The organism is Neobacillus sp. Fa239 (genome assembly GCF_055395235.1).
On the sequence record NZ_AP041611.1, the window covers coordinates 1,667,459 to 1,691,721 of the forward strand.

Here is a 24,263-nt window from a genome sequence, read left to right on the forward strand (position 1 = left end):
CAGGTGGACGCATGGCGAATAAGCAAAATAAGACATATCGTTGTCCGTTAACTTTGACAAAAACGGCAAAGGAAAAAATGCGGGAGCTCGGGTTTGATGAGCGATCGTTTTTTTTATTGGAAAAGTCATTTCACGTTTATATAGAGAAGTATCCACAGTCAGCTGATCACGGTATTTCGGCTGCCTTGTTTTTTGATAATAAGAAGAATGTAAGGCTGGCAGATACGTGTAATGGGATTGTGGTGGTTTTGCATTGTGTTGTGAAGCAGGACCGATTTATTGTGACCAATGTAACGACAAGAGCGGCGCATATACCATTGCAGTCTAATTGGCGTCTTTCAGTAGATATCACGTTTGATCTAAGCGTTCAGCATGGTGAACCGGTTCCGATTGAATTGCTGAATTTAATTCACAACATGCCGGTTGAAAAGGAAAATTCAATCTATGTGAAAAAGCGGATTGCGAGCTGGGAAGGTTATTTGACAATCCAGGAGCGGTCGGCAGATATTCCTGATATGACATCTCGCTATTCGAGGATTATATACAATGATGATTTCAGCCGGGTTACCATTACGGGTTGCCAGCTGAATGAAAAGGAATGGGAGTCACTCAAGGATTTAAGCGTCAGGCTCAAGGGAATTGACCAGGACATCGGTAAAGTACTGAAAGCGAACCGTTCCGATTCCACGGTTGAAGTGGAATTATTTGGGTATATGGAGGGACAGGCCCGTCAGCAGCGGCTTGACATCCATCCAAAGGAAGTGGTCTTTAGTAATTTTGCAACATTAAGCCAAGTGAAAAGATTGCGTCAAGGGTTTAAGCAATTAGAAAATGGCCAGGCTGCGAATCCGGAGCTTGAGCGCCTTTTATTCGAAAACAAGCCGCCGGTTAAAGCTGTGAAAAACCGAGCATCGCTGCAATTTCATAATCGATTGAACGAATTCCAGAAAGAAGCGGTCATTGGCGCTATGTCTGCTGAAGACTTATACGTCATTCAAGGGCCACCTGGTACAGGAAAAACGACGGTTATTTCTGAAATTTGCCTCCAAAATGCAAAAGCTGGGCTGCGCACTTTGGTTGCTTCGCAGTCAAATTTAGCTGTCGACAATGCACTTGGTCGATTGCTAGCAAATAAAGACATCCGTATTCTTCGGGTTGGGCGCACGGAAAGCATTGAAGAAGAAGGTAAAAAGTTCATAGAAGAAAATGTTGGACAATATTGGAAAGACCATACACTACAAGAAGTTTCTACCCAATTTGAAGCCCGTAAACAGCGAGAAATCGATATAGAAGCGGAATGGACAGCAAATGAACAGGAACAAGAGCGACTCCAGCAGGTGCTTGAACAAGTAGAACTGAAGGTTGAAGCAAAAAAGAAGGCAGTACAACAGTATGGGGAAATTCAGTCTATCATCGAAAAATATAAAAAGGACTTGCATAGTGCTGAACAAGAGCACAAAATGGCGCAGAGGCATTTCCATGAAATGGAGCAGTCGCTTCGCCTGTTGAATAACATCATCGAAAAAGACGAAATCTTTCTAGCAAGTGAACCTGACGAAAGTGGGATTCAAAAAGAGTGGGATGCTACCAAGCAAGAGATTGTGCGGCTGCAAAATAGCCTTGCATTAAAGGAGCTAGAAGCTGAAATTTATGAAAAAAAACAAACCATGGAACAGGTTTCTGTAGAATGTGAAAAATGGAAGCAAATCACGAATCAGACAGATGCACTAACGGCAAGAATAGCAGCTGCTCAAAAAATAGAAAGCCTAAAATGGATTATTTTAGAACAGAATATGAAACGGACTTTACGAGTTCAGCAGTTAATTGGCGAGGGAGAAGACATTCACGAAGAAGTAAACCAGTGGAATAAATTAAAAGATTATAATGACAAATTAGACCGCGCTATTTTCTATGTTGAGCAGCTTTTGGAGCAGCATATCTCAATCGTCCAGCTACAGCAGCGAATGAATAAGGTGGTTTCCGTTTCTACTACCGCTGTGGAAATTGATCAATTCTTAGACAAACTGAGAACAGAATTAACAGGTAGCTCAAAAATCTCTACGCAAAGACTTGTAACATTTCTTGAAGGATTATATGGCAGGAGACAATCAGTCTGGAAAAAAGCAGCACGGCTAAAGCCAAATGGACATAAAAAAATGGCTGAAGAGGTCATGCAGCATTTAAAGCAGGAATTGATTGGGCAGCTTCAGCCGTTACAGGATGAAAATAAAATGATCCACCAAAAGTGGCTGAGGGATTTGGACGAGCAAAGCACAAAGCTTACTTTTCTACAAAACAAGCATATGCAAGTGATGGCGACAGCAGAAATAATCCCAAACGTAAAAGAATTGCTTCAGCAAAAAGAAACAAAAGCATTAGAACTTCAACAAAGGAAAGAGCAGTTTAAGGAAGCTAAACTACGGGTTGATCATAATCGCCAAAAACATGCAAAAGAAGCCCTTCAACTTCAAAAAACGGAGCAGCTGCAAACTCAAATCGTAGCCCATCTTGAAAAGCTGTCTAGTATGATTAACGAAAAAGAGGAAGAACTGGCACCAATACAAGAAATCCTATCTACAAAACCGGAGCAGGAGCACGAAAAGGTATTACGAAATTTGGCGAGTATTTCTTTTACACGAGAGTCATTAAAACAGGAAAAGAAGAAGCTTCCGCTATTCCAATCCATCCAGGGGATGTGGCGTAGCTTGCTGAAAGATGCAAATGAACATGACTTGAATGAAATTCGAAAACTCTATGTGAAGCATTCAAATGTAATAGGAACAACATGCGTGGCATCCGCCCGCAGAGATTTTATCGAAAGCTACCCTGTTTTTGATGTTGTCATCATTGATGAAGTGTCAAAAGCTACCCCGCCAGAGCTGCTTTTGCCGATGTTAAAAGGGAAAAAAATCATTTTAGTCGGCGATCATCATCAGCTGCCACCTCTTTTAGGGGATGATACGCTGGAGGAAACGCTACAGGAAATGGCGGAAGAAAGTGAAGATTTTGAAGGAAAAGCTGAATTAAAGAAGCTGTTAAATGAGTCACTATTTGAACGGTTGTTTAAAAACCTGCCGAAAACAAATAAAACCATGCTTGCCATCCAATATCGGATGCATGAAAACATTATGGCAACAATCACCCCGTTTTATGAACAGGAAAATGATCGACTTCAATGTGGCTTAGACGACTCTGATTTGGAACGGGATCACATGCTTGAATCACTGCTTATTCAACGGAACAATCATCTCTTATGGCTGGATATGCCGAACGAGCCTGCGTTTTTCGAAGAAAGAATGAAAGGCGGAAAAAGCCTGTATAATCCGGCTGAATTGCGGAGGATTGGTGCCTTGCTGAAGGAATTGGATGAAGCGGCGGCAAAGGCAAAGCAAGCGGGTAGAATGGAAGCGGATGAGAAAAAAAGTATTGGCGTCATTAGTTTTTACGGTGAACAGGTAAAAAGGATTGACCGCATGATACATCAGGAGCTTCGTTTGCCCCACTTAACGATTCGCACGGGGACAGTGGACAGATTTCAGGGGATGGAAATGGATGTGATTCTACTAAGCATGGTGCGCAATCACGATCATAATCAGGGTGACATCGGCTTTGCCAAAGATTATCGCAGGCTAAATGTCGCTTTGTCACGTGCAAGAGAACTGCTTGTGTTAATCGGCAGTACAAAGATGTTTACCGAACGGACCAAACATAAGGATACGAGAAAGATGTATACACACGTATTAGAAGCTGTGAAAAAACAACATGGACTGCGTAAACTGGAAGAGGTGGGTTTGCATGAATAAATTAATAAAGGATTTAAGGTCCATTTTAATTGAAAATCCAGCCATCCAAATCAAGCAGTCAATAATATGGCATTTACCGGTAATGACATATGATGTGGAATTTAAGCGGGTAAAGCGGTCTAAAATGGATATCCTTATGAAAATGATGCTACTTACTATTGAACAGGCCGAAATACGCCGAGCAGCCAATATGTCCGAACTGCTGCTGGTAGAGGAGCGATTCATTGTAGATTTACTTGATAAAATGCAGCGAATGGGCTTGATTCGTCTGGAAAAAGAAAGCTACAAGCTAACATCGAAAGGGCATGAGCAGCTAAAGGCAGGAATCATTGTCGAGGAATTGGAAGAAGAGTGGACAGTGCTATCTTACAGTCCGGTTCATGATGAGTTTTGGCCAGAGCTGACCGAACCTTTACTAGATACAAACGAAGAATTGCCACTTTTTCGGTATGCAAATAATCAGGTTCTGATCAATGCGGAGCGAATTTTGCAAGTTCTCACCGAGAGAGAAAACGGGCTGGTGGAAAACGGCTTTCAAACAGTAGTGGGGGAAGTAAATAGCTTCAACCAACAAATGGTTGAACATATACCATGCCTAGAATTTCAATTGTACAATAAAGAACAGGATATTTTTTACGCTCGGGTATGGAATACATGGCTCGGGCGATGGGATGATACGCTCGAAAAACAAATAGAAGAGAAGGAACGGGTGGATTGGCGGGAAAAATGGTTAGATGAAGTTTCTGAGTGAATTGAAATATGTGCCACTGTCACAAACCACTATTTGTTGAATTCATTGACATTATTCGGGTTGTGACAGGCACTTTTCTATGATTTATGATTTAAAGGTGTATGACGAAAGCTTAACAGAGAGCATTCTTATCAAAAAGGGTGTCTCTTTAGTCCGTTATGCTTATGATTTGTCAAGAACGTCTTTACCTGTTCAAAAGAATTATATGGTGCGTTTCGAAGGAAGAGTTGAAAATATAATTTAAATGAAGAAACATTAAAACATTGAATTTTATATGATTTACATAAGTTATTTAATCAGCTGCTCGAAATGATGGGCAGCTTCTTTTTTGCTTATTTGGAAACACATGAGTATTATTGACAATCGTGATCCCAATTGTGGAATGTCCTTAAGATATTAAAAGAATAGGTTAATTTCGCAAACAAAAAAAAGAGTAAAATTAAAAACGATTATTGCGATGAAAAAGGCTTTTTATTAATACGTATCCCTAATTGGCATTTTGATAACACAATTGAAGATTAGTTTTTACCAAGGCATGAAACATCATGATAATAGGTTAGTAAAGAAGTAAACATGTAAGGGTAAACAAATTAAGGTTACCCTAACTTTCGTCTTTTTCCCTGGAATATCAAAATACAGCGTAAAACCCCTTTCTTCAGATATGGGGATATAAGCTGTATTTTTTGTTAATTCAAGGGATATCGCATGACTTTGCTGGGTGTTTTTGGTAAAATTTAAGTGCGGGAACAAATGTTCTGTTTGAAGAAGGTGAAAAGAGACGTGAAAAGGAAAAAACTAAAAGAGGAAAAGAAAAACGAGACCAAAGGGGATATTGTTGTAAAAAAAATTCCGTTGCGATTAACTGATAAAGAAAGACATCTGGTAGATCATTTGCGTTTAGAAGCGGCAAATCTATGGAATGACATACTGGACCTCCATTGGTGGTTGTATGATGTCTATAAAGTTTGGACAAGTGCTTCTGAAAAGAAAAAATGGTTCAATGCCAAATCTCATAAGCTTCATGCCCAAACCATTCAAGCCATTATTGAACTTCACGAAGAAACATGCGAAAGAACACGCAACCTTCGTTCAAAAGGCGAAAAACAATGGAAATATCCTTGGAAGCACAAGAAGTTTTTTTCTGTTAAATACAAAAAATCAGCTATTAGTATGAAAGGCGGAACAATTGAATTTAGTAATGGAAGAAAACAATCGAAGCTAATAATACCAAAGCCGAACCATATTAAATTTGATTCCATTAAAAGCGCTGAAATTGTGTGGCATAAAAATGAATACTGGATGCATATTACGGTAGAAGAACCAAAGCAAAAACAAGTTGGAGGTAATGGTAAAGCTGGTTGTGATTTAGGGTTAATTCATGCTGCTACATTGAGTAATGGTAAAACCCATTTGATTATCACTGGAAAAGAGCTTCGTTCTGTAACAAGATATCGCAATAAAAGATTAAAAGAGTTCTCAAAACGAATTGATAGAAAGAAAAAAGGTTGGAACGCTCGATATAAATTGATTTTACGTAAACGCCGTTCTCTAGAAAAAATGGAACGGAAAATTGAATATTTAGAGCATAGCATTTCAAGAATGATAGAAGATTGGTGTGTTGAAAACAACATCAAAACTCTTTTCATTGGATCACCTGATGGTGTTCAAAGGAATACCAAAAAGAATACTCGAAAAGAAATTAGCCAGCAGCTTTCCAACTGGAGTTTTGGTAGATTGACAGAAAAAATCAAATATAAATTAAAACTTCGAGGGATAGAAAGTGAGGTTGTGGAAGAATCTTATACATCGGGAACATGCCCAACTTGCGGTAAATTTCGTAAGCAAGAAGATAGAAATTTCTATTGCACCTGTGGTGCAAAAGGACATCGTGATGTGGTAGGAGCCGTAAACATATTAGATAAATCATTAAATAGAAGATTGACAAAATATAGACCCATTCCACAATTCAAGGATACAAAGTATCGTCGAGTGAACCTTGTACCTATTGCGAAGAGTAATAAGTATAAGCTAGCAGTGGCGTAGTGCCTATGATTGGGCTGCGGTATGAGGTTTTTACCACATGTCGTAATGAACTGGAGAAGTCATAAGACCTTGATTCCCTGGATGAAAGGCAGCTTTGATGAAGGTTTAAAAGAGAATCCCCTGCATTTATGCATGGGAAGAAGTCAATCCCTTTTGCTTCTTTTAAGGCAGAGATGATGATATCCTTTTCAATCATTTGGATCTTATTTTTGTAACTTGATTTTGATTGTATGATAGACTCTTTTTCCTTAATAATTTGGCCCAAACATGGAATATCCTCAGAATCAATGTAAGCACCTGATTTTAAGTTTGCAGCTCTTTAGAGAACATATTGCAAATCCCTTTTGCGAAAAAACATGGGTTCAATCAGACTGTGAAAATTATCGCTCAATCCATGACGACGGATCAACCTGATACCTACAAGGATCATCTCCATTTAGTCGGCTATAGCATGACGGCTCGTGCTGCGAAAATGGTGTATGAAAAAGCGGGTGCTGGTCCAGAAGATGTCGATATCGTTGAACTTCATGATTGTTTTACACCGAATGAGGTCATTTCCTATGAGGGATTGGGCCTTTGTGGCGAAGGCGAAGCAGAGAAATTCATTCATGATCGAGATAATACGTATGGCGGGAAATTTGTTATTAATCCATCCGGCGGATTAATGTCAAAAGGACACCCCCTTGGTGCAACCGGTTTGGCTCAATGTACGGAGCTAGTTTGGCATTTGCGCGGGGAAGCAGGGAATCGCCAAGTCGAAGGAGCGAGGGTGGCCCTCCAGCATAATCTGGGTCTCGGCGGTGCTTGCGTGGTGACTATGTATCAAAAAGGGTAAGGGTATTCATTCATAGTTTTAAAGGAGGAAAAAAATGTTAAATAATCTTTCCAATAAAATTGGACTCGAGTTTGCACCATACAGCTACACCGTTGAACGAGGGAAAATTAAAGAATTCGCTCAAGCAATTGGCGATGATAACAGCATTTATTACAGTGTTGAGGAGGCCAAAAAAGCCGGGTTTCGCGATGTTCCGATTCCCCCTACGTTTGCAACCGCAATCGATATGTGGGCCGGTCCTGATTTTGAGCAACTAATCTACGTACTCGAACTCAATCCACTGAAAGTGCTTCATGGTGAAATGCAGTATACCTATGTGGGAGAGATATGTGGGGGCGATAGGATTCAGTGCAGCAGCAAAGTTACTAAGGCGATTGAAAAACGAAAAATGAAACTATTTACCATTGAAACGAAATACAAGAATCAGGATGACGAATTAGTATTGGTTTCAAGATCCGTCGTAATCGAAAGAACATAAACTATCATTCTTTTTAAAAGGAGCGAAACGATGAAAAACCTTCAACCGGTGGAAAAACCGCCGATTACCCATACTCAATTAGTTCGTTATGCAGGAGCTTCGGGTGACTTTAACCCGATTCATACCGTTGTTCCTGTTGCCAAACAAGCGGGTCTTGATGACGTGATTTCGCACGGAATGCTCGTGATGGGCTTTGCCGGTCAGGCACTTTCACAATGGTTTCCACGTCAAAATTTACGAGAATTTAAGGTTCGTTTTGTAAATATGACTCATCCGGGTGAAAAGCTAACGATCACAGGACAAATTACCGATGAAATAGAACGTGACGGCGAATCAAAGTGGGTAGGCGAATTGGCCGTAAAAAGCAATGAGCAAGTGAAGCTAACAGGGGTTTTTGAAGTCGTAAAGGATGATAACGAATAATGGGAATGGAGGAGAATAAATGAGTTTACTAGAAAATCAAGTTGCGATTATTACAGGGTCAGGACGCGGTGTAGGCCGAGCATTAGCTGAAATCATGGTGGAGCATGGTGCAAAGGTGGTCATTTCCGATAAGGACCATCAGGTTGCTGAAGAAACTTTACAAGCCATTACGGCAAAAGGTGGGAAGGCTATTTCTGTTGTCGGTGATGTCACTGAAAGTAATTTTCCAAAAAAGATTTTGGAAGAAACGGTTTCAGCTTTTGGAAAGCTGGATATTCTCGTCAACAATGCAGGATATACGTGGGATAATTTAATTCATAAAATGTCCGATGACCAATTTCAAAAGATGCTTGACATTCACCTCATTGCTCCGTTCCGATTGATTCGCGAAGCTGCGCCTCTCCTTCGTGAAGCTGGTAAGAGGGATATCGAGGCAGGCAGGGTCCATTATCGGAAAATCGTTAATGTCTCATCTGTTGCCGGAGTGATGGGCAACGTTGGGCAAGCCAATTATGCCTCAGCAAAGGCGGGATTAATCGGTCTTACGAAAACAGTTGCGAAGGAATGGGCAGGATTCAATGTTAATTGTAATGCCGTTGCTTTTGGAATGATCGATACACGCTTGACTCAACCGAAGGAAAAAGGGGAATCCGTTGATGGGGTGGCAGTCGGGATTCCGGAAAAGGTCAGAAAGATGTTCGAGCAATCGATTCCGCAAAAGCGAGCTGGAACAATGAGAGAAGCAGCTGAAGGAATCTTCTATCTCGCCTCGCCATTATCGAATTATGTAAATGGACAGGTACTCAATATTAACGGTGGGATGTACACCTAATAGTTTGGCCAGCAACCAATGCATCACGTAGAATACGTGAGGATGACGTTGCCGGAAAAATCTTAAAACGCCACCTTCGCGATCAATATTGGCAGAAGCAGGAGCGGAGAGTTAACTGATTTATTTATTTCTAATAAAGGGAAAGGCGTGGCAAGCAAGTCTGTAAAGTGATAAAATGAAGTTCCTTGGCAGGGGCATTAAAAAAAGATGAAGGAAAAGCAGGTGGATATGATCCTAATTCTCTGCTTCCTTCATTTTTTGTGGATTTGACAAAGGTACAAGTGATTCCTTTGGGAAAATTCTAGTGTTTTTTCTAAAGAAACTCATTAAAGGTTGTTTTGGCTTCTATTGGTTGAATTCTTCTTTTAATAATGAGTAAACGATGGTGTCGTGAAATTTGAAACCATCAAAGTCTGTTTGCCTAAGGATTCCATCTTGATGAAAGCCAAATTTTTCAAGAAGCTTTTTTGAACCCTGATTTTCTGCAAATAAATCTCCGACAATGCGATTTAGTCCAAGTTCCTTAAATACGAAAGGTAATATTGTCTTTAAGACCTCGGTCATAACACCTTTTTTGTGATAGTCTTGGTGCAAATATGCTCCCATTTCTGCTTTTCTATGCCACATGTGGAGTTTATGAAGGCGAAACATGCCAATCACTTCACGGCTGCTTTTTTCGTTGATCACCCAAGGAATTTCTTTCTCCTTTTGAAAGTTTGCAAGATGACCCTTTATTTTCTCTTCCATTTCTCTGAGTGTTTTTACAGGGTGAGGAGTGACAAATTTCATTGTCTCAGCATCACTCATAAAATCGAATAATGCCGGGGCATCCTCAAGTGTAAGACCTCTTAAAAGATATTGTTCTGTTTCAAGAATAGGAATTTCATTGTTTTCAAATGGGGTTATCAATGGTAATCACTTCCATGTACCTACTTAATAGCTTGAGAGGCGCGTGCCAGCTCTGCCAGGTTCGATTCCAGCCAGTCCAGCGAAAAAACATAATCCATTATTTTACATGTCTTTCCAATCCAAATCTTTTATAAATTGTACGAATGCTCTTACCACATTCAATTCCATAGATCGCTCATGATAATAAATCCACGTTCGCCGCAAAATAGGATTCCCTTTTTTATCAATTAAATCAATTTTACATAAATCCTCGATCCCGCTAAGTGTCCGGCTCGAGAGAATACCATAGCCTAATCCATTTTTAACCATTTCCTTGCAAGTATCCACTTGGTCGACTTCAATACTGACAAAAGTCGATTGTGTGAAGTTTTCGGCCCACCAATTATCAATTAAGGATTTTAATAAGTAGTCTCCTCTGTAATCGATTCTAGGAAGATGAGGAAGATTCGCGATGGCAATTTCTTCCTTGGATGTGACGCATATGGTTTCTTCAAATAATTGATGTTTCAATAATCCCCGACAACTGTAATCTCCTCGAACAAAGCCAATATGAACATCATTGTTATGCACAAGTTGAGAAACATCTTTGCTCCACCCTGTGATCACTTTGAATTCCACATGAGGATACTGTTGTTTAAATAATTTCAAAATATGAGCAAGTTTATAATTCGCGAAAAAATTGGATACTCCCAATTTAAGGATACCTGCCACTTCATTATCTTTTGTACTGCCCATATTGAGCAGATTCTCTTTTATTTTTTGATAATGGGCAAGGGCCTCCTCCGCACATTGGGCAAGGTACTCACCTTGCGGGGTAAAATGGATCCCCCGACTTTCACGCGTGACGATGGTCGTCCCTAATTCCTCTTGCATATGCTTGATACGATTGGTTAATGCAGGTTGAGTTATAAACAAAAGCTTAGCAGCTTTTGTTAAGTTTTTTTCTCTATGAAGAACTTTCAGTATTTCCCAATCACGGTATTCCATTGTTCACACCCTGTTTATTAGATATAAAAATTTCTTATAAGTAAATATAATTTATTGGTATTTCATTTATTTCTATTATTGCATTATCCTTATTTGTAAGCAATCTATAATTCTGGAAATGAAAATGACTAAAAAATACTTACAAATATAAAAATTGACGAAAAAGTGAGGGGTTTTTTGTATGTGGAATATCACTGTGTTTAAAAATGGACAAAGTTTAAGAATGTATGAGTTTACCAATGAAAAAGAAGCAAAACATTTTTTTGAAAGTATTCAAGGTAATAAGATTCTTACACAGATTGTTTACTTTAATGATGAATGTTTCGATCTCTAGTTAGTTGAATCATTGTTTCGGGTAAATAACATTGAAATTTGTAGATGGAGTTGGTTAGTTTGGTAACGCAGTTATTACAAAAAACACAGACACTAGTTCGTTATCAGAACCATAGTGGCAAAATTTATTATGGTATGGTTGAGGATGATGAAATTTTACAATTGTCCAGTAGTTTTACTGAAATTGTAAACAATGAATTAAACTATGATGGAATAAAAGTTAAATTTAATGATGTGAAAATTTTGGAGCCTGTAGCACCCTCAAAAGTGATTAATTTCGGCTGGACCTATGCGGAACACGCAAAGGAAACCGGGGGAACGGCAAATCTAAAAGAGCCATTTTTGTTTTTAAAACCGACAACTTCATTGATTCCAAATGGTGGGGATATTGTTCTTCCATCAAGTGATTTAACCAATCAGGTGGAGCTGGAGGGGGAAGTGGCACTCATTATCGGCAAACGAGGCAAAAACATAAAAGAAGAAGAGGCAATGGATTATGTTTTTGGCTGTACCATATTTAATGACGTAACGGCAAGAGATCTTACAAAAAAGGATCCTCAGTTTACACGCGGCAAAGGGTTTGACACTTTTGGCCCGTTGGGTCCGTGGATTGTGACAGGTATTGATCCAACCAATTTACGCATCGTTACAAAGTTAAACGGTGAAGTTGTCCAAGAGGGTAATACCAATCAGATGTCTCTTTCCATACCTTTTCTGATTAGCTGGATTTCACAAGTTATGACCCTTGAACCAGGTGATGTTTTGGCTACTGGTTCCCCTTCTGGCAGTTGTCCAATGAAATCAGGTGACTTTGTAACAGTGGAAGTGGAAAAAATTGGTAAGTTAAGTAATAATGTAAGATAGTAAAAGAGTGATGAATGGGTGCCGGTGAGGCGTCCATTTTTTTTACACTGATATGGGCTAAAACGTATTTAACACACCCAAGCAAAAACTGCTTCAATTTTGTCCTGATATAAATTCTACATAAAAAACTGCACCTCGAATTGTTAGCTATGTGTCTAACAATTGGAGTGCAGTTCAGAATATTGCGAATTAAATTTGTGGAATTTTGTTCTCGTAGATTGTAATTGAACCAAAAATTATTAGTAGGGGGTAAATAATTGGACAATTTCTGATGATAGATCTGCACCACTCTTTAGGCATGCAGGAATATCCCAACCTTTCATAATTCCATATATAAAACCAGCTATAAAGGAATCTCCTGCACCAACAGTGTTGATAACAGGCACAATATTGATACCATGTTCATAAAAATGATGACCATCATAACACATGCTGCCTTCCTCACCAAAAGTGGCCGTTACTAATTCAGGTCCATAAGATTTTGCATGAATCAGAAAATCTTTGATAGAATCGTCCTTTCTATCACATGAGAAAAAAGCATAGCTAACATATGGTAAAACTATTTGCAAATTATCTTCATTTTTTCTAATCGAAAAATCAAATACAATTTTGCATCCTGCCTTTTTGATTTCTGGTAATAAGTGCAATACTTTACCAGTTAAATCTGTATGTACAAATTCATGCTGTTTAACAAATTCTATGTCTTCTCGTGTTGGAACATAATTCTCCATTACACCTTCAATGTTTTCCAAATGAACCCTTTCTGTACCGTTTTCTAGAGCCATACGGTAAATCGAAGTAGCACCATCCCGAACTTGTGTATGCGAAGTATCAATATGATAATGGTTCAATGTTTCTAACATTTCTTTCCCGTACTGATCTGCACCCACTACGGTTACAGCCGAAGATTTAATCCCTTTTTTAGCAAGATTAATAATACAATCAATTCCATTCCCTGTTGCATAATGTCTATTAATATTTTCATAGATATCGATACAACAAAAGCCTAAAGCAGCTATCCTCATTTTTTGACCCACCCCCATCAATGATATATAGCATATAACAACATATAACAAATTATGTCAATACATATATAATATAGCAAACTTAAAATTAGCTGTGAAGAGTTAATTTTACTAAGTAGGGCCATTAACTGATGTTGACAATCTATATTGTTATAATACAATATAATTGAATATATTTAACTTATTACAAGATTTCTAGAAATTTTTTCCGAAAGTTGCCAGATCCATACATATGTTCCGAAGTCGGAATTATGGAAAATAATTTGAGGGAGGAAGTAGGATGGTTATATTAAACAAGGAAAGTAGTATTCCTCTGTACCAACAATTGGCAAATATAATAAAACAACAGATAAATAAGGGAATATTAAAAGAGAATGATAAAATATTAACGGCACCAGAATTAAGTGAAAAGTATGATGTGAGTCGTATAACAGTAAAAAAGGCAGTTGATTTATTAGCTGAAGAAGGAATACTAGTAAAACAACAAGGAAAAGGAACTTTTGTAGCCACTCGGAAACTCCTGAGAACGTCGGGGAGTTTTATGGGATTTACTCAACTTTGTGAAATGCAAGGATATAAGGCTTCCTCAGAAGTTCTTAAAGTTGATTTTATTATTGCCCCAATAAGTGATGTTGAAAAACTAAATCTACAAGAAGAAGAACGAATTATCCGTATTATTAGAGTTAGAAAGGTTGATGGAGTTCCGGTGATCATTGAGGAAAGTCATTTCCCGACGAGATATTCTTTTTTGCTTTCAGAAGATTTGACGGGTTCCATTAATAAACATCTTAATAAACATGGGGTGAATATTAACCAAGGAATAAAAACAATAAATATATGCTATGCTTCGGAAGAGGAGGCTAAAATACTAGATGTACAGCCGAAGCAGGCACTAATATTACAAAATGATTTTAACAAAGATGAGAATAACATTCCGGTGCATACATGCAAGCAGATCATAAATGCAGATAGATATGAGATGGTAATCCCTTTCAAAATATAATGATTGTACATAGTCCCCGCCTTCTCATAGGCAGGGACTTATTTTATTATTTGGATAACTTGCTAAGAATTAGATGTTTTCTATTTTTAAATATTTTGAAAATTTTAAATATATATATTGACTGGCTAAGACAATATGATACAATATGTGTAGTAATGAGTTGTTTGCAATGGTATTAATTCGAAAATCAATTAATGCCTCCTCAAGAATCTCACAAGCAAAATGAATCAATTATTTCCTCCCAAGAATCTCACACGAAAAAGAAATGAATCATTATTCCCTCTCAAGAATCTCACAAGCAAAATGAAATGAATCAATTAATGCCTCCTCAAGAAACTCAACAAAAAAATGAATCAATTATACCCTCCCAAGAAACTCACAAGAAAAATGAATCGATTATTCCCTCTTAAGAATCTCACAAGAATAATGAAATAAATCCATTTAGCCCTAATTTTGCCATGCTCGTAATACTAAATAAAACTTGTTCCTTGGAGGAAAGTGTATGAATATGTCAAGTGTTGTTTGCGGCAACTTTGCCTATTGGTTGTTCGATTTCAATTATTTCTTAGACTCAATGGATAGACTTGGGGTTGAGAATATTGAACTATGGGGTGCTGGTCCTCACTTATATCAAGACGAATGCACACCTGGGATGGTAGATCAAATTTATAAAAAAATTAAAGAACATAATAAAAAAGTCATTTGTTATACTCCAGAGCAATGCATGTATCCTATCAATATTGCCTCAAGAGAGAAAACAGTAAGGGATCGGAGTATGGCCTATATGAAAAGAGCTTTTGAAATTGCTAACCAAGTAGAAGCACCTAAAACTTTAGTTACTGTAGGCCAGGGATATCGAAATGAGTCTGTTGATGAGGCTTGGAAACGTTGTGTAGATTCATTACATATATTAGCTGACTACGCGGGGAAAATGGGGACAACGATTATGCTAGAACATTTGACAGCCGCAACTACCAATCTATGTATTACTGCAAAAGACTTAAAGAGGATGATGGATGAAGTGGGCGGACCTAATCTAAAAGCGATGGTTGATGTGGACATGGCTGCACGTGTAGGTGAAGGTGCAAAAGAGTATTTAGAGTTAATGGGAAAAGATATTTGTCACGTACATTTTGTTGATGGTATGCCGGGTGGCCATCTGGCGCTTGGTGATGGAATATTGCCGTTAGATAAGTATTTAAAAGATTTACAGGACTTTGGTTATGAAGGATATTTATCACTGGAAATTTTAAGTGACAGATATCATCAAAACCCGGAGCCCGCGTATGCTAAAAGTTTAGGATGGTTCAGGGCTAGAGGGCTCTAGTATAAATGGGGCACCTTCAAAAACAGAAAGGTGGGAAAAGAGGATGAAAATAAAAGAAATCATCAGCTCAATTAAAGAACAAGGGTCCGGGAAAAAAATCGATACCGTGTACTTTGTAGCATGTGGTGGATCTTACGGTGGATTTTATCCTGCGTTCTATTTGTTGGAACATGAGTCCACTACTTTAAGGACCGGGATGTTTACTAGCAATGAATTTGTCCATGCATTGCCCAAAAATTGCGGTCCTAATGCAATCGTAATTAGTTGCTCCATGAGAGGAACACCAGAGACGATCGAAGCCGTAAGGGTAGCAAGGGAAGCAGGGGCAGTAACCCTTGCACTTTATGTGCAGGATTCAGAATTAACAGAGATTTGTGATTACATATATAAATATCAAAGTATTGCTGAAGATGATTCAAGAGCAGAAGAAGTTAACTCAAGTGTTGCGCTTAGAATGGCATTTGAAATTCTGGAGCAGTTTGAAGGATATGAGCATTATGAAGATGCAATGAAAGCGTTTAAAATACTGGACGACATTTATCAGGATGCGGTTAAGTTCTGTAAACCTCGTGCAAAAGCTTTTGCAGAGGCTTTCAAAAACGAAGATTGTATTTATGTATTAGGTGCTGGACCTTCAATGGGGGCTGCCTATATATTCTCGATATGCAACTTGATGGAAATGCAATGGATCCATTCACCAACTGTCAATCATGGTGAATTGCTGCATGGACCATTTGAGGCCATTGATAAAAATACACCATTATTCTTTTTAATGAGTGAAGGAAGAACGAGAGCAGTAGATGAAAGGGCATTAAATTTTTTACAGGTTTATGGTGAGAAGTTATTTGTTTTGGATGCAAAAGATTTAGGTATTAATAGAATAAGTGATTGTGTGTCGGAGTATTTTAATCATTTATTATTTGCTCCTGTTTTAAACAACCTATTTTTAAGAGAACTTTCCAAAGTTAACAAACATCCATATTCAAATCGTAGATACATGTGGAAAGTGAAATATTAGATTAATAGTCTCTAAGGGGGTGAATATCAAAAGACCGCTATATTTTTACCTGGAAAAAAACTCTAAATATGGTACGTTAAACTTTCTCAAAATATTTAAGGGGGGAATTTATTTGAAAAAGGTTAGTACTTTTTTATTTGTTATTGCATTATTCATGTTTAGCATTCTAGCGGGGTGCGACAATGCAAAAACGACAGAGAAAGCTTCTGGTGGTGGAAAGCAGGAAATAAAAATATGGCACTATTTTGGTACGGAAAGTATTCAAAAGAAATTCCAAGACTATGTGGACAAATTTAATGCTCAAAGCAAAACAACTCATGTTACTGTTTCCGTACTGCCTTTTAGTGATTTTAAGAAACAGCTAACAATTAGCGCAGCGTCCGATTCATTACCTGATATTGTCCTTATAGACAACTGCGATAATGTTGCTTATTCCGCAATGGGAATGTTTGAGGATATTACAGATGTAGTAAAAGATTGGAAAACCACAAAATCCTATTTTCCTCAAATCTTAAAAACTGGTATGTATAAGGGAAGGATCTATGCTTTACCAGTTGAATCAAATAATCTTGAGATTGTTTATAACAAAGATATGTTGGCTGCAGCTGGAGTAAAACCTCCAACAAATTTTGCAGAGTTAAAATCAGCAGCAAAGGCCTTAACGAAAAACGGGGTATATGGATTTGGCATGTCAGCCGTTGCTAGTGAAGAAGCAACTTATCAATTCCTACCATTCTTCTGGTCTGCAGGTGGACAAACGATGAAGATTGATAGTGCTGCAGGTAAAAAAACTTTAACGATGTTCGCAGATATGGTTAAGGATGGAGTTATGCCTAAAGAGTCGATTAGTTGGAGCCAAGGAGAATTGTCAACACAATTTTCAAATGGAAAAATTGCCATGGAAGTTATGGGCCCATGGAGATTTACAGATTATAAAACGAATGGAATTCATTTTGGAGTATCAAAAATACCTTCAGATGTTACAACTGCATCCGTATACGGCGGTGAAAATTTAGCCATCGTTAAAGGGAAGCATGTTAAAGAATCTGCTGAATTTTTGAAATGGTTCTTAGATTACGATCGAAATGGTGAATGGAACTATTCCACAGATGAATTTGTAGCATCACAATCAACATTACAGGATCCAAAGTATACGCAGGATGAAAACTGGAAGCCATTTATTGAAATGATTCCTCATACAAGAGCTAGAGACGTTACCCCTGCTTATCCAGAAGTATCAGTAGCCTATCAACAAGCTATTCAAGGCGCATTATCATTACAAGAGACACCAGAGGTAGCGCTTAAAAAAGCCCAACAAGCGATAGATGAAGCGCTAGCGAAATATAAGGATAAGTAAAATTAATAGGTAAATAGTTGAAGAGGTACTATCGATTTACTTTTGAAAAGTACCTCTTCTCTCAATGGTAATGTACTGACTTTGTGCAGTGAGGTGATGTTTATGTTCAAGAAAATTTCCAAAGGTGACAGAATTGGATACTTATATATTCTTCCAGCATTAGTATTCATGGGTGCATTAATGTTTTATCCCATTATCTATAATTTTGTTATAAGTATGCAAAAAGTAGATGTGATGACCTTGCTGAGTCATCACAAACAGTTTATAGGGTTTCAAAATTATATTAACATTTTTAAAGCTGATTCTTTAATCAATGCTATAGTGAAATCCTTTATATTTACGATTGGATGTATTATTTGTCAATTTTCATTTGGTTTTCTACTAGCGGTACTTTTTAATAGGGAAAATAGAGCATTTAAATTTATGAGAGCCGTTATGTTGGTGCCATATATTTTGCCTGCAACAGTTAGCGCAATCGTATTTAAATTCATATTTAGTGTAAATGGCGGTATTGCAAATGAATTTTTACAATGGATTGGGGTGATTGATAAACCTGTTGAATGGTTGTTGCACCCAGATACAGCTATGTTATCTGTCATTATTGCGAATATCTGGTGTGGTGTTCCATTTAATATGATTCTATTATCTGCTGGTTTAGCCAATATTCCCAAAGATCTTTATGAGAGCGCAGAGATTGATGGAGCAAATGCCTTCCAAAAGTTTTTTTCTATTACAGTTCCAGCATTAAGATCCTCTATTGAAGCGGTATTAGTATTGGGATTTGTTTATACTTTTAGAGTTTTTGAACTTGTCTATGTAATGACAAACGGTGGACCAGTCAATGGAACAGAAATCATGGCTATTCTATCCTATAATACATCTTTCGTTAATTTCAATTTTGCTGAAGGTGCAGCAATTTCGAATATTTTATTCTTAATATTATTTATTGTGGGTATTTTTTATTCGAAAATGATAAGGAAAGATGAGTTGATGTAAATGAATTATTTTAAAAGTTATAAAGTTAAAAGTAAATTAGGGAAATACATAAGTACATTTACTGCAGTTATATGCTTTATTATTATGATATTTCCATTATATTGGATGTTTACCAGTTCTTTAAAGGAAGAAACAGCAGTATTCAAAAGCCCCCCAGAAATTTTTCCTTTACACCCCAGTTTCTCTGCATACACAACACAACTTTCTATGACGACGTTTGACATACCTAGAGCATTATTTAATAGTTTTTTGATTTCTGGAGCAACTATGATCATTTCAGCCATATTGTCCATATTGGCTGCTTATGGCTTGGCAAGATTTAAAATAAGAGGTTTTAAGATTATTATTTTCTTATTTCTAGTATCACAAATGCTTCCGCAAATATTTACACTAATACCCAACTTTATGATATTCAAAAAAGTAGGTATCTATAATACCTATTGGGCACCCATTTTATCAAACTGCACATTAGCCATTCCGTTTTGTGTTTTGATGATGAGAACTTACTTTTTAAACATTCCGAAAGAAATTGATGAAGCTGCGCGCATTGACGGATGTAACTCTCTTCAATCTTTTTTTAGGGTTATGCTTCCAATGAGCTCAGGCGGTGTTATTGTATGCTTTGTTTTCTCATTTTTATTTGGATATGGGGATATGGTTTACAGCCTCACATATGTTTCAGACTCAACAAAATGGCCGCTAACGACTGGTATTTATAATGTTGTTGGGAGATATGGCATTGAATGGAGCAGATCGATGGCATTCGGCAGTATGGTTGTTTTACCAGTAGTGCTAATCTTCATTTTTATGCAGAAATATATTGTTGCTGGGCTGACAAATGGTTCTGTGAAAGGCTAGATAAAAAAATAGAGAAGGGTGGAAAACGATAATGATCATTGATATGCATGTACATCCTGGCTTTTATGAAGAAATCAGCGAGGACTCAGAAGAACTTAAGTTTAGGAAAAAAGCTATGGGTTGGGATTTAATGTCTAAGTTTCCCGTAGAACTGACCAGAACGCAAATGAAATTTGCTGGTGTTGATAAGTTAGTACTTTTACCCTTAGATTTAACAACGCAAATGGGAGGTTGTGTTGTAAGTAATGAAGAGATTAGAAAAATGATGGATATCGCACCAGATTTATTTTATGGGTTCGCAAGTGTTGACCCCTTTAGAAAAGATGTAATAGAAGTATTGGAGTATGCCTTTAAAGATTTAAAATTAATGGGACTAAAATTACATCCTTCAAAACAAGGCTTTTATCCTGCTGATCCTATGTTGGATAAAATATATGAAAAATGTATTGAATATAATAAGCCAATAATGTTCCATGCCGGTATGTCATGGGAACCTAATTGTCTTATGAAATATTCCCAACCTCTCAATTTTGAGGAAGTTGCATTAAAATACCCAGAATTACGTTTTTGCTTAGCCCATTTTGGATGGCCCTGGATTTTCGAGACCACAGCTCTGGTCTTAAAATATCCTAATATTTATACAGATACTTCCATGCTTTACATGGACTCTCCTGAAATTTTCCTTAATGAGGTTTTGACAAAGCAGCTTGGTTCATTATGGATTGAAAACAATATTAAAGATAAAGTGATGTTTGGGTCAAACAATCCTAGATTTAGAACAGCAAGGATTAAAAGAGGTCTGGATTCTATCGATTGGCGTCCTGCTACAAAGGCAAAGATTCTTGGAGAAAATGCAGTTAGATTCTTAGGATTGGAGGAATAAAAAAATGATTAAAATGATAGAAAAAGCATACATTTCAGAGAAAGAATTTCAGCTAATTCCTGTTTCCCAAGATGTACATGATTTTGTGGATGCTTCAGGAATACAAAATGGAATGGTGTTTGTTATTACCTCGCATACTACCACAGGAATAATAGTGAATGAGAATTTGGATTGTTTATATACTGACATTGAAGAAACGTTGGAAAGATTAATACCTACAAACTTTCCTTATGTACATGCACATTTTCTGCCAAGCTATGGTGCCACAGGTGGAAATGCGCCAGGACATTTAAAATCTATTTTATGTGGCAATCATTGTGTAATGCCTATTAAAGATGGTAAAATTCAACGCAAATTTTCTCAGGATATTTATTTAGCTGAATTTGATGGCCCACAAGTGAGAAAAATTTTTATTCAAGTAATGGGAGAATAGGAATTAATTGATTCTTTACTTTCAAATGGACGCACTTCGGTTTCGAATGCGTCCAAAATAATTTAGGTAAAGGGTAGTGAAAAGAATGAGCAAATTAGAGAATGCGTAGATTGCGATGGGAAGCTATGTAATAATGTAAAATAGTCGGTGAAGGCTTGTTAAAGAAGGAAAATAATTATTTTTGTTGCATTATGTTTTCTCGGTATTAGATACTATATTGACAGTCTGAAATTTTTCTATTATCTTTAATTAAGTGTTTATAAATCTAATAAAATTTCGTATAACTCCAATAATTTGGTTTGGAGGTCTCTACCAGGAACCTAATTCCTGATTACGAAGAAAATACAAATCTTGTACTTTCTTCGTAATCAGGAATTTTTTTTTTATTCTGAAATATAAAAACTATATTTGGAGGTCAAAATGAACTTTTTAGAGTTGCCTAAAATTGAACTTCACTGCCATTTGGATGGGAGCGTTAGGGTTGAAACCATTATTGATATTGCCCAAAAGGAGGGCATCCAGTTACCCTCATATGATAAAAAAGAGTTGCAAAAGGAGCTAATTGCTCCTTTGGAATGTGATTCCCTAGATGAATATTTAAAAAGGTTTTCTCTTCCCAATTTGGTCATGCAGTCCAAGGAAAGCTTAAGAAGAATTACTTTTGAGCTTTTTGAGGACGCAACAAGGGAAAATGTGAAATATTTGGAGGTCAGATTTGGACCACTACTTCACACATTAAATGGACTAGATGTTGAAGAAGTTATCGAAAGCGTTATAGAAGGGATGAGGGAAGCAGAAAGCTGTTACGAAATAAAGGGAAATATTATCCTGTCTTGCTTGAGGTCAATGTCTGTTGAAAGTGCATTTGAGGTGGTTGAAAAGGGGAAAAAATTCCTGGGTAAAGGTGTAGTAGCAATTGATCTATGTGCATCAGAAGAAGAAGGTTTTTGTGAAAGATTCGTAGAACCAATCGCCTTAGCCAAAGAATATGGCTACAGGGTCACGATTCATGCAGGTGAAACGGGTATAGGTAAAAACGTCCTAGAAGCTGTTGAATTATTGGGTGCTGAAAGAATAGGACATGGTGTATTTATTAAAGAATGTGCAGAGGCTTATAGGAAAGTGAAAGAAGGACAAGTAGTGCTTGAAATGTGTCCAACCAGTAATGTCCAAACAAAAGCTGTTCAACATTATGCTGACCATCCGATATATAATTTTCATAAAGATGGAATAAAAGTGACAATTAATACGGATAACAGAACAGTATCTGATACTACCATGTTAAAAGAAATCCATTTAGTGAATAAAGAATTTAATCTCAGCGAAGAGGATTACCGACAAATATATTTAAACAGTGTAAAAGCATCTTTTGCCGACCAAAAAACCAAAGATTGGTGCTTGGCACAATATTAAAAGAAAATTTGTTTGTGGTCGGTTTTGAGGTAGAAACAATCAAATAACAAGCTAAAAGGGATACTAATTCGCGTATGAATGGGTATCCCTTATTACTTATCGGTTGGGGGATCAGGTTAACCATCCGAGCTGATAAATAAACGGAAAAATTTCGCTTAATTGATAATTATTATTAAAAATGGCTAAAATAGACGGAGAGATTCCGCCTATTGACTCGAAAAACGTGAAAAAAGGGCCATTTTGCTTTGCATAATCGGAAATCCTCCCCTTATATCTGCTTCTTAAGCTTCCTATTTATAGATTAGCCGGAATTTCTCCGCCTATGGATTCTCATACCTACACGAAAATCAACAATGAATAAACAGAGCCTTGATAAAAAAACTTTCTGTAAGCATTTTCGGTACTGCTTACTTTTTTTATTTACAAAAAGAATTAATAAACTTTCATAATCTATGAAAACGTTTTATTTGGGAATATGATAGACATGTAGCAAGGCAAAGGGGGATTAAAACAACAAGAAATTTGGAAAACGCTTTCTACAAGAACTGTAGAAATTGGTTGGTGTTGTTCCACTCCCGCTTTAAATGAAGAAATCAAAAATACAGCTAGAAAAACTTGTATAGCAAGATTATATTAACTATTTTAGGAGGATGAAAAATGCAAATTCCAATTAAGAAAATGCTTGATAAAATTCCAGGCGGTCTGATGGTTGTTCCACTATTTTTAGGGGTATTAACGAATACATTTTTCCCGCAAGTTTTAAAAATTGGAAGTTTTACAACGGCCTTATTTAGTAAAGAAGCATCATCTACCATTTTGGCATGTTTTATGTTTTTAATTGGTTCCCAAATTAATTTTAAATTAGCACCAAAGGCGTTAAAAAAAGGTGCGATTCTTTTAACAGGAAAATTTATCGTAGGTGCTGGTATAGGTTTAGGTGTTGCCATGCTTTTCGGGCCAGCCGGAATACTAGGATTATCACCATTAGCCATCCTTGCAGCATTATTAAATGCTAATGGAGGATTATATGCATCTCTTGCTTCATCGTATGGTGACGAAACAGATGTAGGCGCATATGCATTATTTTCTTTAAAAGATGGTCCATTTTTCACATTAGTTGCATTAGGTGCATCCGGCCTTGCCACTATTCCTTTTCAAACACTTCTAGGAGTATTAATTCCAATTGTAATCGGAATGATTTTAGGAAATATCGATCCAGAAATGAGAAAGTTCCTTGGAAGCAGTAAATTATTATTAATCCCATTCTTCTCCTTCCCATTAGGTGCAGGTATGGATTTTTCAACGATTCTAAAAGCGGGAGGCCCTGGCATATTACTTGGATTAATCGCTGCTTTCACTGGAATTGGAGCTTTCGTACTTTTGAAATTATTTAAAGAAAATCCTATTGTTGGTTTAGCAACTGGGTCGACTGCAGGAAATGCTGTAGCAACACCAATGATTGTTGCAGCAGCAGATCCAGCCTTATCTTCAGTAGCACAATCAGCTACTGCACAAGTTGCAGCAGCATGTGTAGTATCTGCAATCGTTTGTCCAATTATTGTTAGCTATGTATTTAAAAGGTCCGAAAGGAAAAAAGCTAATAAACCAATTAATATTGCAGCATGATAAATAGATAGACCAAAGCAGTCAGCGATTTACCTGTCTGCTTTGTTTCGTTGCAAAAAGTATTTT

At 37.2% G+C, this 24,263-nt stretch carries 21 protein-coding genes and 1 riboswitch; of the genes, 18 read left to right on the forward strand and 3 right to left on the reverse strand.

Features of this window, described 5'->3' with window-relative positions:
* The first annotated feature begins 11 nt into the window (after positions 1-11).
* The 7 genes from ACZ5XR_RS07940 (at position 12) to ACZ5XR_RS07970 (ending at position 9,165) form a co-directional block, all read left to right on the forward strand.
* Complete coding sequence (locus ACZ5XR_RS07940; protein ID WP_464501120.1) at positions 12-3,803, forward strand: DEAD/DEAH box helicase; 3,792 nt, start codon at positions 12-14, stop codon at positions 3,801-3,803.
* On the forward strand, positions 3,796-4,554 hold the full coding sequence (locus ACZ5XR_RS07945) for a hypothetical protein (RefSeq protein ID WP_464501121.1): 759 nt from the start codon (positions 3,796-3,798) through the stop codon (positions 4,552-4,554). Before ACZ5XR_RS07940 ends, ACZ5XR_RS07945 begins: the two co-directional genes overlap by 8 nt.
* A gap of 780 nt (positions 4,555-5,334) precedes the next feature.
* Positions 5,335-6,597 (forward strand): RNA-guided endonuclease InsQ/TnpB family protein, encoded by a 1,263-nt coding sequence (locus ACZ5XR_RS07950; protein ID WP_464501122.1) that lies wholly within the window; start codon positions 5,335-5,337, stop codon positions 6,595-6,597.
* Between the two features lie 331 nt (positions 6,598-6,928).
* Positions 6,929-7,432, forward strand: coding sequence for a thiolase C-terminal domain-containing protein (locus ACZ5XR_RS07955; RefSeq protein WP_464501123.1), 504 nt, complete (start codon positions 6,929-6,931; stop codon positions 7,430-7,432).
* A 34-nt stretch (positions 7,433-7,466) separates the two neighbouring features.
* On the forward strand, positions 7,467-7,910 hold the full coding sequence (locus tag ACZ5XR_RS07960; RefSeq protein ID WP_464501124.1) for a MaoC family dehydratase N-terminal domain-containing protein: 444 nt from the start codon (positions 7,467-7,469) through the stop codon (positions 7,908-7,910).
* 30 nt (positions 7,911-7,940) lie between these two features.
* Entirely contained in the window at positions 7,941-8,333 is a 393-nt protein-coding gene (locus tag ACZ5XR_RS07965) for a MaoC/PaaZ C-terminal domain-containing protein (protein WP_464501125.1), read from the forward strand.
* Between the two features lie 19 nt (positions 8,334-8,352).
* Positions 8,353-9,165 carry an SDR family NAD(P)-dependent oxidoreductase gene (locus tag ACZ5XR_RS07970; RefSeq protein ID WP_464501126.1) on the forward strand — a complete coding sequence of 271 codons (813 nt, stop codon included), beginning with the start codon at positions 8,353-8,355 and terminating at the stop codon, positions 9,163-9,165.
* Positions 9,166-9,510: 345 nt separating this feature from the next.
* Here the strand turns inward: ACZ5XR_RS07970 and ACZ5XR_RS07975 are convergent, their stop codons facing one another.
* Together ACZ5XR_RS07975 and ACZ5XR_RS07980 are read right to left on the reverse strand one after the other, a co-directional pair.
* A complete protein-coding gene (locus tag ACZ5XR_RS07975) occupies positions 9,511-10,074 on the reverse strand; it encodes a GNAT family N-acetyltransferase (RefSeq protein ID WP_464501127.1) in 564 nt (187 codons plus the stop codon).
* Positions 10,075-10,176: 102 nt separating this feature from the next.
* Positions 10,177-11,061, reverse strand: a complete 885-nt coding sequence (locus ACZ5XR_RS07980; RefSeq protein ID WP_464501128.1) for a LysR family transcriptional regulator — start codon at positions 11,059-11,061, stop codon at positions 10,177-10,179.
* A 393-nt stretch (positions 11,062-11,454) separates the two neighbouring features.
* Here ACZ5XR_RS07980 and ACZ5XR_RS07985 point away from each other — a divergent pair, with 393 nt between their 5' ends.
* The gene (locus tag ACZ5XR_RS07985; protein WP_464501129.1) at positions 11,455-12,258 is read left to right on the forward strand and encodes a fumarylacetoacetate hydrolase family protein; all 804 of its coding nucleotides are present in this window, start codon (positions 11,455-11,457) and stop codon (positions 12,256-12,258) included.
* Positions 12,259-12,497: 239 nt separating this feature from the next.
* Here the strand turns inward: ACZ5XR_RS07985 and frlD are convergent, their stop codons facing one another.
* The gene (gene frlD / locus ACZ5XR_RS07990) at positions 12,498-13,283 is read right to left on the reverse strand and encodes a fructoselysine 6-kinase (protein ID WP_464501130.1); all 786 of its coding nucleotides are present in this window, start codon (positions 13,281-13,283) and stop codon (positions 12,498-12,500) included.
* A gap of 280 nt (positions 13,284-13,563) precedes the next feature.
* On the opposite strand from frlD, the gene ACZ5XR_RS07995 reads away from it, so the two are divergent.
* The 10 genes from ACZ5XR_RS07995 (at position 13,564) to ACZ5XR_RS08040 (ending at position 24,197) form a co-directional block, all read left to right on the forward strand.
* Entirely contained in the window at positions 13,564-14,286 is a 723-nt protein-coding gene (locus ACZ5XR_RS07995) for a GntR family transcriptional regulator (protein ID WP_464501131.1), read from the forward strand.
* 502 nt (positions 14,287-14,788) lie between these two features.
* Positions 14,789-15,613: a sugar phosphate isomerase/epimerase family protein gene (locus ACZ5XR_RS08000; RefSeq protein WP_464501132.1), complete on the forward strand. Its 825-nt coding sequence runs from the start codon at positions 14,789-14,791 to the stop codon at positions 15,611-15,613.
* 43 nt (positions 15,614-15,656) lie between these two features.
* Entirely contained in the window at positions 15,657-16,631 is a 975-nt protein-coding gene (locus ACZ5XR_RS08005; protein ID WP_464501133.1) for a phosphosugar isomerase, read from the forward strand.
* 112 nt (positions 16,632-16,743) lie between these two features.
* Positions 16,744-17,988, forward strand: coding sequence for an ABC transporter substrate-binding protein (locus ACZ5XR_RS08010; RefSeq protein ID WP_464501134.1), 1,245 nt, complete (start codon positions 16,744-16,746; stop codon positions 17,986-17,988).
* Positions 17,989-18,090: 102 nt separating this feature from the next.
* On the forward strand, positions 18,091-18,984 hold the full coding sequence (locus ACZ5XR_RS08015; protein WP_464501135.1) for a carbohydrate ABC transporter permease: 894 nt from the start codon (positions 18,091-18,093) through the stop codon (positions 18,982-18,984).
* Positions 18,985-19,842 (forward strand): carbohydrate ABC transporter permease, encoded by an 858-nt coding sequence (locus ACZ5XR_RS08020; protein ID WP_464501136.1) that lies wholly within the window; start codon positions 18,985-18,987, stop codon positions 19,840-19,842.
* 31 nt (positions 19,843-19,873) lie between these two features.
* Positions 19,874-20,725, forward strand: coding sequence for an amidohydrolase family protein (locus ACZ5XR_RS08025; RefSeq protein WP_464501137.1), 852 nt, complete (start codon positions 19,874-19,876; stop codon positions 20,723-20,725).
* Positions 20,726-20,729: 4 nt separating this feature from the next.
* Positions 20,730-21,158 (forward strand): secondary thiamine-phosphate synthase enzyme YjbQ, encoded by a 429-nt coding sequence (locus ACZ5XR_RS08030; protein WP_464501138.1) that lies wholly within the window; start codon positions 20,730-20,732, stop codon positions 21,156-21,158.
* 256 nt (positions 21,159-21,414) lie between these two features.
* A riboswitch (purine riboswitch) is annotated at positions 21,415-21,512 on the forward strand.
* A 66-nt stretch (positions 21,513-21,578) separates the two neighbouring features.
* Positions 21,579-22,571 carry an adenosine deaminase gene (gene add / locus ACZ5XR_RS08035; RefSeq protein ID WP_464501139.1) on the forward strand — a complete coding sequence of 331 codons (993 nt, stop codon included), beginning with the start codon at positions 21,579-21,581 and terminating at the stop codon, positions 22,569-22,571.
* A gap of 657 nt (positions 22,572-23,228) precedes the next feature.
* Entirely contained in the window at positions 23,229-24,197 is a 969-nt protein-coding gene (locus tag ACZ5XR_RS08040) for a 2-keto-3-deoxygluconate permease (RefSeq protein WP_464501140.1), read from the forward strand.
* Positions 24,198-24,263 lie beyond the last annotated feature (66 nt).